At 66.1% G+C, this 12,800-nt stretch carries 12 protein-coding genes, 1 tRNA gene and 1 pseudogene; 5 read left to right on the top strand and 9 right to left on the bottom strand.

The annotated features are described in order from the left end of the window. Positions 1-75: 75 nt before the first annotated feature. Together AC1DO7_RS05215 and AC1DO7_RS05210 are read left to right on the top strand one after the other, a co-directional pair. Entirely contained in the window at positions 76-1,191 is a 1,116-nt protein-coding gene (locus tag AC1DO7_RS05215; protein ID WP_441613209.1) for a YeeE/YedE family protein, read from the top strand. Positions 1,192-1,276: 85 nt separating this feature from the next. Beyond that, a tRNA-Lys gene (locus AC1DO7_RS05210) sits at positions 1,277-1,352 on the top strand. Between the two features lie 117 nt (positions 1,353-1,469). On the opposite strand, the gene AC1DO7_RS05205 is transcribed toward AC1DO7_RS05210, so the two are convergent. The 5 genes from AC1DO7_RS05205 to AC1DO7_RS05185 form a co-directional block, all read right to left on the bottom strand. After that, complete coding sequence (locus AC1DO7_RS05205) at positions 1,470-3,335, bottom strand: S9 family peptidase (protein WP_441643192.1); 1,866 nt, start codon at positions 3,333-3,335, stop codon at positions 1,470-1,472. Positions 3,336-3,375: 40 nt separating this feature from the next. After that, positions 3,376-4,560 carry an AI-2E family transporter gene (locus tag AC1DO7_RS05200; RefSeq protein ID WP_441613207.1) on the bottom strand — a complete coding sequence of 395 codons (1,185 nt, stop codon included), beginning with the start codon at positions 4,558-4,560 and terminating at the stop codon, positions 3,376-3,378. 200 nt (positions 4,561-4,760) lie between these two features. Further along, positions 4,761-5,291 carry a DUF3318 domain-containing protein gene (locus AC1DO7_RS05195; protein WP_441613206.1) on the bottom strand — a complete coding sequence of 177 codons (531 nt, stop codon included), beginning with the start codon at positions 5,289-5,291 and terminating at the stop codon, positions 4,761-4,763. Beyond that, positions 5,288-5,668: a phage holin family protein gene (locus AC1DO7_RS05190; RefSeq protein WP_441613205.1), complete on the bottom strand. Its 381-nt coding sequence runs from the start codon at positions 5,666-5,668 to the stop codon at positions 5,288-5,290. Before AC1DO7_RS05190 ends, AC1DO7_RS05195 begins: the two co-directional genes overlap by 4 nt. A 174-nt stretch (positions 5,669-5,842) precedes the next feature. After that, positions 5,843-6,160, bottom strand: coding sequence for an ElaB/YgaM/YqjD family protein (locus AC1DO7_RS05185; RefSeq protein WP_369796917.1), 318 nt, complete (start codon positions 6,158-6,160; stop codon positions 5,843-5,845). A gap of 231 nt (positions 6,161-6,391) precedes the next feature. On the opposite strand from AC1DO7_RS05185, the gene AC1DO7_RS05180 reads away from it, so the two are divergent. Continuing rightward, a complete protein-coding gene (locus AC1DO7_RS05180) occupies positions 6,392-7,030 on the top strand; it encodes a peroxiredoxin (RefSeq protein ID WP_441613204.1) in 639 nt (212 codons plus the stop codon). Between the two features lie 172 nt (positions 7,031-7,202). Here AC1DO7_RS05180 and AC1DO7_RS05175 read toward each other — a convergent pair whose 3' ends face one another. Beyond that, complete coding sequence (locus AC1DO7_RS05175; protein ID WP_441613203.1) at positions 7,203-8,396, bottom strand: acyl-CoA dehydrogenase; 1,194 nt, start codon at positions 8,394-8,396, stop codon at positions 7,203-7,205. A 265-nt stretch (positions 8,397-8,661) separates the two neighbouring features. Here AC1DO7_RS05175 and AC1DO7_RS05170 point away from each other — a divergent pair, with 265 nt between their 5' ends. Then, positions 8,662-9,486 carry an IclR family transcriptional regulator gene (locus tag AC1DO7_RS05170; protein WP_441613202.1) on the top strand — a complete coding sequence of 275 codons (825 nt, stop codon included), beginning with the start codon at positions 8,662-8,664 and terminating at the stop codon, positions 9,484-9,486. A gap of 62 nt (positions 9,487-9,548) precedes the next feature. Here the strand turns inward: AC1DO7_RS05170 and kynA are convergent, their stop codons facing one another. The 3 genes and pseudogenes from kynA to AC1DO7_RS05155 all read right to left on the bottom strand — a co-directional run. Next, the gene (kynA, locus tag AC1DO7_RS05165) at positions 9,549-10,430 is read right to left on the bottom strand and encodes a tryptophan 2,3-dioxygenase (RefSeq protein WP_441613201.1); all 882 of its coding nucleotides are present in this window, start codon (positions 10,428-10,430) and stop codon (positions 9,549-9,551) included. A 13-nt stretch (positions 10,431-10,443) separates the two neighbouring features. Next, positions 10,444-11,700, bottom strand: coding sequence for a kynureninase (kynU, locus tag AC1DO7_RS05160; protein WP_441613200.1), 1,257 nt, complete (start codon positions 11,698-11,700; stop codon positions 10,444-10,446). A gap of 63 nt (positions 11,701-11,763) precedes the next feature. Continuing rightward, positions 11,764-12,123, bottom strand: a pseudogene (locus AC1DO7_RS05155) (cyclase family protein); the annotation flags it as partial. A 190-nt stretch (positions 12,124-12,313) separates the two neighbouring features. Between AC1DO7_RS05155 and AC1DO7_RS05150 the strand changes: the two are divergent. Then, positions 12,314-12,796, top strand: a complete 483-nt coding sequence (locus tag AC1DO7_RS05150; RefSeq protein ID WP_441613198.1) for an Lrp/AsnC family transcriptional regulator — start codon at positions 12,314-12,316, stop codon at positions 12,794-12,796. The last annotated feature ends 4 nt before the right edge of the window (positions 12,797-12,800 follow it).

The following is a 12,800-nucleotide window of genomic DNA, read 5'->3' as shown; positions in this document are numbered from 1 at the left end:
CGTGCCGTCTGGCCGGCGCCACATCCGCCCCTTTCCCCATCCCTTTCCCCGTTCCGCTTCCCCCGCCGGACACCCATGCCTGAAATCGACATCGCCGCGCTCAGCCGTACCATACTGGCCAGCACGTTCATCCTGACCTTCCTCTTCGGCGCGGTGCTGCAACGCACGCATTTCTGCACCATGGGCGCCGTCTCCGACATCGTCAACATGGGCGACTGGAGCCGCATGCGCATGTGGGGGCTGGCCATCGGCGTGGCGATGATCGGCACGGGCGCGCTGGCCGCGGGCGGCCTGATCGACCCCACCAAGACCATCTATGCGGCCAGCAAGCTGGGCTGGCTTTCCGCGCTGGTGGGCGGGCTGATGTTCGGCTTTGGCATGGTGCTGGCTTCGGGCTGCGGCAGCAAGACGCTGGTGCGCATCGGTGCGGGCAACCTGAAATCGCTGGTGGTCTTTGTCTTCCTCGGGCTGTCGGCCTATATGACGCTGCGCGGGCTGTTCGGCGTGATCCGCGTCAACACGGTCGATGCGGTATCGCTCACGTTGCCCACCACGCAGGACCTGCCGTCCGTGCTGGCGCACGCCAGCGGCATGGCGCGCCCGACCCTGCAACTCGGCATGGCGCTGGTGCTGGGCGGGGCGCTTGTGATCTGGGCGCTGGCGGGGCGGGGCTTCCGCACCTTCGACAACCTGCTCGGCGGCCTTGCCGTAGGCCTGATCATCGTGGCGATGTGGTATGTGTCGGGGCATCTCGGCTATGTCGCCGAGGATCCCAATACGCTCGAAGAACTGTTCGTTGCCACCAACAGCGGCCGCATGGAAAGCCTGAGCTTCGTCGCGCCGTACGCCTATACGCTCGACTGGCTGATGCTGTTCAGCGACAAGAGCAAAGTGTTGACGCTTGGTATCGTCAGCGTGTTCGGCGTGGTGGCCGGTGCCGCCGCCTACGCGCTGGTCACGGGCACGTTCCGCTGGGAAGGGTTCGGTAACGCCGAGGACGTCGGCAACCATATGGTGGGCGGCATCCTGATGGGCGCCGGCGGCGTGACCGCGCTCGGCTGTACCATCGGGCAGGGCCTGTCGGGCGTGTCGACGCTGGCGATCGGCTCGTTCATTGCGCTGGCCGGCATCCTGGCGGGCTCGGTACTGGGCTTTCGCTACCAGATATGGCGCCTTGAGCGCATGGCCTAGCCAGCATGGCTTATCACACCGTGCCTGCGTTCCAAGGTTGACATAGAGGCCGGTATCTTCCTATAATCGCGGCTTCAGTTTTTCCGGGTCGTTAGCTCAGTCGGTAGAGCAGCGGACTTTTAATCCGTTGGTCGCGTGTTCGAGTCACGCACGACCCACCAGCATTACGAAGGGCCTGTGGCGCAAGTCACAGGCCCTTTTTGTTTTGCGTTCCGTTTTGCCTTCCGGCTCGGTCCGGACCTGGCCCGGACGGTGTTCGCCCGGGCCAGATCGCCCGCTCAGGCGGGCTTGCCCAGGTGCTTGGCAAGGAACGCTTCCATCGCCTCGTAGAAATCGAAGCGGTTTTCTTCGTTGTGGAAGCCGTGTCCTTCGTTCTCCTTGAGCAGGTAGGCCACGTCGACGCCGCGCGCGCGCAGCGCCTCGACGATCTGGTCGCTCTCCGCCTGCTTGACGCGCGGGTCGTTGGCGCCCTGGGCCACCAGCAGCGGCGTGCGGATGCGGTCGGCGAAGAATACCGGCGAGGCGTCGTGCATGGCCTTGCGGTCGTTCTCGTCGTCGGGGTTGCCGATCATCTCGTAGAGCATGTCGAGCATCGGCGTCCAGTAGGCGGGAATGGTCTCCAGCAGCGTGAACAGGTTCGATACGCCTACGTAGTCGATGGCCGCAGCATAGCGCTCGGGCGTGAAGGCCACACCCGCCAGGGTGGCATAGCCGCCGTAGCTGCCGCCGTAGATCGCCACGCGGCGCGCATCGGCGATGCCTTGCGCGGTCAGCCAGTCGACGCCGTCGTCGATGTCGTTCTGCATCGTCCTGCCCCATTGCTTGAAGCTGGCTTCCCAGAACTTGCGCCCGTAGCCGGTCGAGCCGCGGAAGTTGATCTGCAGCACCGCATAGCCGCGGTTGGCCAGCAACTGCACCTCGGGGTTGAAGCCCCACACGTCGCGCGTCCACGGGCCGCCGTGCGGGTTGACCACCAGCGGCAGGTTCCCTGGCTCGGCCCCGGCTGCCAGCGGCAGCGTCAGGTAGCCGTGCAGTTGCAGGCCATCGCGCGAGGTGAAGCTCACCGCTTGCATCGGCGCCATGTCGGCCTCGTCGAGCCACGGCAGGATCTGCCCGAGCGAGACCAGCTTGCGCGTGTCGCTGTCGTACAGGTAGCGCGTGCCGGTAGTGCGGTCGCTCGATGCCGAGACGATCATGCGGGTCTCGTCGCGCGTGATGCTGGTGACGTGGTGCTCGTAGCCCGGCAGCTGGCGTTCCAGGTCGGCATGGATCTGCTCGCTGCGCGCGTCGAAGAAATGCCGGCGGGTCTTCCAGTCCGTGTACCAGGCGGCGGTCAGCACGCGGCGGTGGCGCGAATACGCCAGGCCGCCGGCATCGACCTCGCCGTGCTCGAACACCAGGCGCCCTTCCTGCGCGGTTTGCGGGTCGAACTCGAAGATGGCCAGCTTGTCGCGGCCGCGGTTCGATTGCACGTAGAGCCGGGCATCGTCGAAGGTGAAGAACAGCGGCGAGACCGTCTCGCGGAAATCCGTGGTGAGGATGGGGCGGAACGGCTCGTCTTCGGCATCGCGGTAGAGCAGGGTGGTGTTGACGCCGTCGCTTGCCGTGGCCACGCGCAGGCGGCCGGCATGGTCGGTGCCCCAGCTCATCACATTGCCGGGGTTCTCGGCGATCTGTACCGATTCCCCGGTCACCACGTCCACGCGCAGCACGTCGAACACCTGCGGGTCGCGCCGGTTGTGCGACAGCAGGATATGGCGGTCGTCGTCCTCGAGGTCATCGACGATGTCCGCGCGAACGTCCGGGTACGGGGTCAGGTCGACCGGATCGCCGCCGTCGATTGGCACCGACAGCACATGGAAATTCTCGTCGCCGCCGAAGTCCTTGATGTAGAGAATGTGCGCATTGCCTTTCCATGTATGGAAGGGCAGGTCGCGCTCGGTTTCTCCGGTCAGCGGCCGGGCTTCGCCAAGGAGGTTGCCTTCGGCGTCGATGGCTTGCACGAAGATGTTCTGGCGGCCCTGGTGGCGCGCCAGGAACGACAGGTGGCGCCCGTCCGGCGAGATCGAGAACTGGGAGCGGTCCGGCTTGCGGAACAGCTCGCGCACCGTGTAGTGCCTGGGTTTTGTGTCGCTCTGGTTCAAGGCTTGCTCCTGGATGGATGCGGGGATGCCCGCGGCGTGCTTACTCGGTGCGGTCCGCGGCAGGGCGGCGGTCCTGCGGGCTGGCCGGCGTGGCCGGGGCGGCAGGGCTGGCGGCCATGTCGGGCGCCGGCGGGGGTGTCGCGGCCTGGTCCTGCGCAGCCTCGCGGCGTTCGATTTCCTCGCGCGTGGAGGTGGACAGGTCCCAGCTGGCGATGAACAGCGCGGCGATCAGCGGACCGATGACGAAGCCGTTCAGCCCGAACAGCGCCATGCCGCCCAGCGTGGAGATCAGGACCACCCAGTCGGGCATGCGGGTGTCCTTGCCGACCAGGATGGGGCGCAGCACGTTGTCCACCGCGCCGATCACCACCACGCAGAAGCCGATCAGGATCGAGCCCTTGCCGACGTCGCCGGTCAGCAGGAAGTAGATTGCCACCGGCCCCCAGATCAGCGCCGCGCCGATGGCGGGCAGCAGCGAAAGGAAGGCCATCAGCACGCCCCACAGCAGCGAGCCCTGGATGCCGAGGAACCAGAAGATCAGGCCGCCGAGCGCGCCTTGCACCGCCGCCACGGCGATATTGCCCTTGACGGTGGCGCGCGCCACGGTGGTGAACTTGCGCAACAGGTGCAGCTTGTGCGGCTCGCTCAGCGGGATGGCATGCACGATGCGGCGCGAGATCTCGGGGCCATCGCGCAGCAGGAAAAACAGCAGGTACAGCATCACGCCGAAGCTGATCACGAACTGGAAGGTGTTCTGTCCGATGCTCAGCGCCTGTGTGGCAATCAGCTGGCTGGCCTGGGCGGCGCCGGCGGTCAGCTTTCGCTGCAGGTCGGCGATGTCCGAAAGGCCGAAGCGTTCCAGCACCCTGCCGATGGAAGGCGGCAGCGCATGCACCGCTTGCTGGAAGTAGGAGCCGAAGTTGATCTGGCCCGACTTGATCTGCTGGTAGACCATGCTGATTTCCTGCATCAGCGCGCCGGTGACGAAGATCAGCGGCAGCACCACGATCAGCAGGCACAGCGTGAGCGTGGTCAGCGCGGCCAGGTTGCGGCGACCGCCCATGCGGCGCGTGAGCCAGTTGTTCGGCGGTGTGAAGATGATGGCGAGGATGGCGCCCCAGAACACGGCGCCGAAGAATGGCCACAGCACGAAGCAAAAGGCTATCGAGACTGCCGCCAGGAGCAGATAGAACGCCTTCTGCTGCATATCCGCTCGTTGGGTCATTGCGCTCTACCTTGCGTGGCAAATCCTTCGGGGCTGGTCTAAAAAGGACCTCGCCCGGATCTCGTTTCCGCAACGGGTTCCTGCCGCGCGCGCCATGTGGAGATCTGGCGTGACTGGTGCCGCGGCGCGCTGCGCGGTGTGCCCCGTGGCGCGTGTGCGCGGGACAGGGCCGCCAGTGCGGCGGCCCGGCATGACGGCATCTAGCGTACCAGGGGGTCGCGGAAGCCGGTGTCGATGGTGCCGGCGGGGGTATCGCCGGGGCCGGGCCGTGCCTGCCGTGCCTCGGCCGTGCCTTTCTGCCAGGTCTCGTAGGCCCAGTAGCCGGCCGCCGCCAGGCCGCCCAACTTGGCGAGCTTCCAGCCCCAGCGCAGCACCGGGGTCCTGCGCACCAGGGGCAGGGCCAGGGACACGGCCGAACTGAGCATCGGATAGTCCTTGGCCAGGCCTAGCAGCTTGAGCCAGGAGGCTGGCCGCGTCATGCGTGGCAGCCATGTGCTGAAGCGGCCGAGCCGGACCGCGCCGCCACGCACCTGGCGCAGGGCCTCGGCGCAGTCATGGCGCTCAATCAGGGCACGCGTGATCAGCAATTCCTTGCGGATCGCGAGTGGCAGGCGGACTTCGCGGGAATGACGCACGGGGCGGGGATGCGCGCGGGGCTGCCCGGTAGCGCGGGCCGCCGCCGTATCCGCCTGGTCGTCGGGCGCCTCGGGGGGAGTGGATGGCGTGCTCATCGGCGCAGGATCTCCCGGTCTTTGTCGATCTCGGCCAGCGTGGCCTCGAACAGGGGCGGGGCGTTGCGCACGAGATGGCGCGCCATGGCCAGGCAGGCCACGCAGGCGAGCAGGTAGAGCGCGACCAGCGCGCCCAGGGCCTGCCAGCGGTAGGAATCCCAGAATACGATGGCGATCAGGAACGTAAGCGTGACCATGGACAGGCCGAAGAACACCAGGCCGAAGCAGGCCAGCAAGGCCATCTTCATCAGGCGGGTTCGTTCTTCCGCGAGTTCGACGGTGGCAAGTTCGAGGCGCGTCAGCATCATCGCCACCAACGATCCTGCCAGGCTGCGCAGGGCGTCCATGAACTTGGGGGAAGGGGTGGGGTCGCTCATGCAATTCCGGCAAGGGCGTGCAACGGAAGGCTGCACCGGTTGCGGACGGGAAGCCAGGCGGGCGGCGTAAGGCCTGCCCGCGAGGCATTCGCCCTGCATGCCCGCCAGGCGGGCCTGCAGGGCGCTCGGGTTCTGGTGCCGGGCCCGCTGGCCCGGCAGTTCGAAAAATCCGAATTACTTGCGGTTGAGCAGCAGGCCGACCAGCAGGCCGACGCCGGCCGCCACGCCCACGGCGCGCCACGGGTGATCGTGCACGTAGTCATCGGTGGCGCGAGCTGCCGCCTTGCTCTTGGTGACGACTGCGTCCTGCAGGTCCTGGGCTTTCTCCTTGGCTTGCTTCAGCAGGCCCATGCCGCGTTCGCGCAGTTCGGCGGCTTTCTCGCCAGTGGTCGAGGCCGCTTGCTTAAGCAGTTCTTCGGCATCGGACAACACGGTCTTGACATCGCTCATCAGTTTCTCCTGTTTGCGGGCGGTGGTTTCGGATTGTGACATTTTGCCTTCCTCGCACGTTCTCGGGCATTTTTCTCGCCCTCTTTCCTAGCATATGCGGGGAACCGCCGTGGTTTCAACACCACGGGTCCGACATCGCATGTAGGACAGTAACGTATGTCAAAGGTCCTAAAGACACAAAGGTGATTTTGTAGTGACTTTATATTCGTTTGGGTTGGATCGCAATCGGACTAGACTGGTTCAACCCTAATTTGGCCCATGAAGGAGACATTAATGGCATTACGTCTTGGCGACCTCGCCCCGGATTTCGAGCAGGATTCCAGTGAAGGCCAGATCAGCTTCCACCAGTGGCTTGGCGATAGCTGGGGCGTGCTGTTCTCGCACCCGGCCGATTTCACGCCCGTCTGCACCACCGAACTGGGCCTGACCGCCAAGCTCAAGGGCGACTTCGCCAGCCGCAACGTCAAGGCCATTGCGCTGTCGGTCGACTCGGTCGAATCCCATCGGGAGTGGATCAAGGACATCAACGATACCCAGGGCACGGTGGTCAACTTCCCGATCATCGCCGATGGCGACCGCAAGGTCTCGCAGCTCTACGACATGATCCATCCCAACGCGAACGAAACCCTGACGGTGCGTTCGCTGTTCGTGATCGATCCGAAGAAGAAGGTGCGCCTGATCATCACGTATCCGGCCAGCACCGGGCGCAATTTCAACGAGATCCTGCGGGTGATCGATTCGCTGCAGCTCACCGACAACCACAGCGTCGCCACGCCGGGCAACTGGCAGGACGGCGATGACGTGGTGATCGTGCCTTCGCTGAAGGACGAGGAAGTCATCAGGCAGAAATTCCCGAAGGGCTACAAGGCCGTGCGGCCCTATCTTCGGTTGACGCCGCAGCCCAACAGGTAATGGCCTTGCGGCCGGCCGGGCGCATTGCGCCGGGCCGGAGCGTCACGGTGTTGTAACGCGATGGGCTCGCCCGTCGTCTCTCCTTGGTAGTGTGCTTGGCCCGGCTTCGCAGCCGGGCCTTTTTATTTCTCGGGAGAGATTGGTCGCAACGGGCGGCGGTGCCGCGCAGGCTTCAGTAGAACGCCTGGATGCCGGTCTGGGCGCGGCCCAGGATCAGCGCGTGGATGTCATGCGTGCCCTCGTAGGTATTGACGACCTCGAGGTTCACCACATGGCGGATCACGCCGAATTCGTCCGAGATGCCGTTGCCGCCGAGCATGTCGCGCGCCACGCGGGCGATGTCCAGCGACTTGCCGCAGGAATTGCGCTTCATGATCGAGGTGATCTCGACCGCGGCGGTGCCTTCGTCCTTCATGCGGCCCAGGCGCAGGCAGCCTTGCAGGCCCAGCGTGATCTCGGTCTGCATGTCGGCCAGCTTCTTCTGCACGAGCTGGTTGGCGGCCAGCGGGCGGCCGAACTGCAGGCGGTCCAGGGTGTACTGGCGGGCGGTGTGCCAGCAGAATTCGGCGGCGCCGAGCGCGCCCCAGGCGATACCGTAGCGCGCCGAGTTCAGGCAGGTGAAGGGACCCTTCAGGCCGGACACGCCGGGCATCAGGTTTTCCTCCGGCACGAACACCTGGTCCATGACGATTTCGCCGGTGATCGAGGTGCGCAGGCCCACCTTGCCGTGGATGGCGGGAGCCGTCAGGCCCTTCCAGCCCTTTTCCAGGATAAAGCCGCGGATGGCTTCCTTGCCATCGTCGCCGGCCAGCTTGCCCCACACCACGAACACATCGGCGATCGGCGAGTTGGTGATCCACATCTTGGCGCCGCTCAGCTCATAGCCGCCGGCGACCTTCTTGGCGCGCGTGACCATGGAGCCCGGGTCGGAGCCGTGATTGGGTTCGGTCAGGCCGAAGCAGCCGATCCATTCGCCGCTGGCCAGCTTGGGCAGGTATTTCTGCTTCTGCGCTTCGCTGCCGAATTCATGGATCGGCACCATCACCAGCGACGACTGCACGCTCATCATCGAGCGATAGCCCGAATCCACACGTTCCACTTCGCGCGCGATCAGGCCGTAGGCCACGTAGTTCAGGCCCGGGCCACCGTATTGCTCGGGAATGGTCGGGCCGAGCAGGCCGAGTTCGCCCATTTCACGGAAGATCTCGATGTCGGTCTTCTCATTGCGGAACGATTGCAGCACGCGCGGGGCGAGCTTGTCCTGGCAATAGGCCTGGGCGGCATCGCGCACCATGCGCTCGTCGTCGCTCAGTTGGTGGTCCAGCAACAGCGGGTCGGCCCAGTGGAATTCGGCGTTGGCAGCCATGTAGGTCTCCTTCGGTAGTGCAGTTCGTAGTGCAGGTGGTCTTGCAGATAGGTCGGGCAGTCTCGCGGGCGGCCCGGAACTCAACATCATCGGCGCATTCCGCGGTCTGTCGTGACGCTTTTCAGTTCCGCATTGCGGAACCTTGTTCCGATGATGTAGTATAGCGCAATGCGCCGTCCGTGCAATAGCCGGAATCGGCACCCGCAATACGACCGTTCGCTGACCGGCCGCGGTGCGTTCCCATCCAACCAGCCGGAGCCGTCCCTTGGCCACTGAATCGCAAGCCTTGTCCGCCACGAAGGATGCGGATGCCGCCGGCGCCGCGCCGCGCGAAAGCGATCCCAATTTCGTCGCCGCCCTGGCGCGCGGCCTGGAACTGCTGCGCTGCTTCCGCACCGGCGAATCGATGCTGGGCAACCAGGACTTCGTGCGCCGTACCGGCTTCCCGAAGGCGACCGTGAGCAGGCTGGCCGGCACGCTGGTGCAGCTCGGCTACCTGCGCTACGACGACAGCCTGGGCAAGTACGCGCTCGACGCCGGCGTGCTGGCGCTGGGCTATTCGTATCTGGCGGCATCCAACGTGGTGACGCTGGCACGCCCGCATATGCTGGCGTTTGCGCAGGCGTACGGGGTGTCTGTGTCGCTGGGCAAGCGCGAGCGGCTGGACGTGATCTATCTCGAGTCGATCCGCAACGATGCCGGCGTGATGCTCGGACTGGGCGTGGGATCGCGGCTCTCGCTGGTATCCAGCTCGATGGGGCGCGCCTATCTGGCAGCCTTGACGGCAGCCAGGCGCGACCGCGTGCTGGCGGAGTTCGCACAGGCCTTTCCGGAGCAATGGAAGACCCAGGAGGCGGCCATGCGCGCGTCGGTGACGCAGGCCGCTGCACGGGGCTATGCGGCATCGTTCCGCGACTGGCACCCGGCGATCCACGCCTGCGCGGTGGCCTTCCGGCCGGTGGGGGAGAAGGAGCTGCACATGCTGAGCTGCAGCGCGTCGTACGGCTCGGTGGAAGAGGCCGAATTCCACGACAAGCTGGCGCCGGCCCTGCGCGCGCTGGCGGCGCGGCTGTCGGACCCGGCGTCCTGAAGCACGGCCCGCGCCGGGGTCCTCCGGGGTCCTTCCTGTCTTGAAGCGTTTCCCGCAGACGCCTAGAGATCGGTGCGCAGTTTCCAGAGTTCGGGGAACAGCACCACGTCGAGCATCTTGCGCAGGTAGCTCACGCCTTCCGTGCCGCCGGTGCCGCGCTTGAAGCCGATCACGCGCTCCACGGTGGTGACATGGCGGAAGCGCCATTGCCGGAACGCATCTTCCAGGTCGACGAACTTCTCGCCCAGTTCATACAGTTCCCAGTGCGCCTCGGGCTGGCGATAGACCTCCAGCCACGCAGCCTCCACCGAGGCATTCTCCCCGGCAGGGCGGGTCCAGTCGCGTTCGATGCAGGCCGCGTCGATGGCGAAGCCGCGCCGCGCCATCAGGCGGATCGCTTCGTCATAGAGCGACGGCGTGCGCAGCGCCTCTTCCACCAGCGCCAGGTGCTCCGGCCGGTGCGCGTGCGGAAGCAGCATGGCGGCGTTCTTGTTGCCGAGGATGAACTCGATCTCGCGATACTGGTAGGACTGGAAGCCGGAGGACATGCCCAGGTAGGGACGCATCGCCGTGTACTCCGGCGGCGTCATGGTGGCCAGCACGCTCCACGCCTGCACCAGCTGCTCCATGATGCGCGACACGCGCGTGAGCATCTTGAAGGCCGGCGGCAACTGGTCGCACCGCACGCATTCGCGCGCCGCGCGCAGTTCGTGCAGCGCCAGCTTCATCCACAGTTCGCTGGTCTGGTGCTGCACGATGAACAGCATCTCGTTGTGCTCGGGCGAGAGCGGATGCTGGGCGTTGAGGATCTGGTCCAGCGCCAGGTAGTCGCCGTAGCTCATGTCCCTGGCGAAGTCCATCTGCGCGTCGTGCCAGGCGGCATCGTTCCCGCTTGCCGCCGCGCTGCCCGCGCCCGACATCGGGCATCCCTTGTTGATCGTCATGGCGAATTCCTGTTCAGGTCACCTGGCCGCGGGCCTGGTGACGCGCTTCCTTGTAGCTGCCGCTGTCGAGCACGTCGCGCAGCACCTCCACCGCATCCCACACGTCGGTAAAGCCGATGTACAGCGGGGTGAAGCCGAAGCGTGCAATGCGTGGTTCGCGGTAATCGCCGATCACGCCGCGCTCGATCAGCGCCTGCACCACCGCGAAGCCGTCGGGATGGGCAAGGCTGACATGGCTGCCGCGGCGTGCATGCGCGCGCGGCGTGGCCAGTTCGAGCGGGTGGTGGCCGCAGCGCTGCTCCACCAGCGCGACGAAGAGATCGGTCAGCAACAGCGACTTGGCGCGCAGCGCCCGCATGTCGGTCTGGGCGAAGATGTCGAGCCCGCATTCGACCATGGCCAGCGAGGTCACGGGCTGCGTGCCGCACAGGAAGCGGCCGACCCCTTCGCGCGGCCGGTAGCCCGGTTCCATCGCGAACGGCGCGGCATGGCCCCACCAGCCGGACAGCGGCTGCCAGAATGCATCGCGCAGCGCGGGCGCCACCCACAGGAAGGCCGGCGAACCGGGCCCGCCGTTGAGGTACTTGTAGGTGCAGCCGACCGCGTAGTCCGCGCCCGATGCCTTCAGCGCAACCGGCACCGCGCCGGCCGAATGCGCCAGGTCCCACACCGTCAGCGCGCCGCACGCGTGCGCCATCTCGGTCACGGCGGCCATGTCCAGCATCTCGCCGCTCTGGTAGTTCACGTGGGTCAGCATCAACACCGCGGTGTCGGCATCGACCGCCGCCTCGATCTCCGCCGGCGAATTCACCAGGCGCAGCGAATAGCCCTGCTGCAGCAGGTCCGCAAGGCCCTGCGCGATATAGAGGTCGGTGGGAAAGTTGCTGGCTTCCGAGACGATCACCTTGCGCCTGGGGTCGCGCGCCTGCTGCACGCGCAGCGCTGCCGCCAGGACCTTGAACAGGTTGATCGACGTGGTGTCCGTCACCACCACTTCGTCCTCGCCGGCGCCGATCAGCGGCGCCAGCTTGTTGCCCAGGCGCTGCGGCAGTTCGAACCAGCCGGCCGTGTTCCAGCTGCAGATCAGGCCCGTGCCCCATTCCTCGCTCACCACCTCGGCGGCGCGCGCGGCGGCACTGCGCGGGCGGGCGCCCAGCGAATTGCCGTCGAGATAGATCACGCCCTCGGGCAGCGCGAATTGGTCGCGCAGGCTGCGCAGCGGGTCCTGCTGGTCTAGCGCGAGACATTGCGCGCGGGTTTGTACGGTCATGGGCGAAGCGTCCTGGAAGAGTTCAGTGGTTCAGTGTCGGGTGGGTGGCGACGCGGCTCCGCGTCATGCCAGGCTGCGCAGTACCGCGCGCACCGGGCTGGCGTCGAGGCCCGCCAGGCGCAGCGGCAGCGCGATCAGTTCATAGTCGCCTTCGTCGACCGCATCGAGCACCAGCCCCTCGAGGATGGCCAGCCGGTGCCGGCGCACCATGCGGTGCGCATCCATGGTCTTGGATTGCTGCGGGTCCAGCGAAGGCGTGTCGATGCCGACCAGCGTCACGCCGTGCGCAGCCAGCAGGGCGATGGTCTCTGGCGCGACCGCGCAGAAATCCGGATCCCAGTGCGCCAGCGGCGCCTGYCGATAAGTGCGCAGCAGCACGCGCGGCGGTGTGCCGGCCAGCGCGTGCCCGAGATGGCGCGGCTGGGGGTGCGAGGGCGGCTTGGTCTGTCATTGGCTGGTCGCGCCGTCATCCGGCGCTCCTTGGCTCAGTGGGGAGCGGATGACGGCATGATAGTCAATATTCCGGGCAAGAGGCTTGCTAAATGCCTGGGGTTTTGGTCGCGAATTCGCATAGAATTTCACGAGACGACAAAATGTGTAAATAATCTGCGAAATGAATCTCGACCCCACCGATTTGCGCATCCTGAGCTGCCTGCAGGAGAACGGACGCATCAGCAACCAGGACCTGGCGGACCGCGTGGCGCTGTCGCCGTCGGCCTGCCTGCGGCGGGTGCGGTTGCTGGAAGAAAGCGGCGTGATCGGCGGCTATCGCGCCTGGTTCGATGCCGAGCGGCTCGGGCTGGAAATCGAAGCGATCGTGCAGGTGTCGATGCGGCACGACGTGGAAGGCTGGCACGACACCTTCAACGCGGCGGTGCAGGCGTGGCCTGAAGTGGTGTCTGCCTACATCATCACCGGCGACAGCAACTACATCCTCAAGGTGCAGGCGCGCAACCTCAAGCACTACTCGGATTTCATCGTCAACCGGCTCTACCGCACGCCGGGCGTGATGGACATCCGCTCCAATATCGTGCTGCAGAAGATCAAGACCGATGGCTCCCCACTGGCCGTGATCAAGGGCTCGCCCGGCACATGAGCGC

The sequence above is a fragment of the Cupriavidus sp. 05N40 genome, from assembly GCF_056397305.1.
Note: the sequence above shows the minus strand (reverse complement) of the source record. Positions and strands in the feature narration are given on the sequence as shown.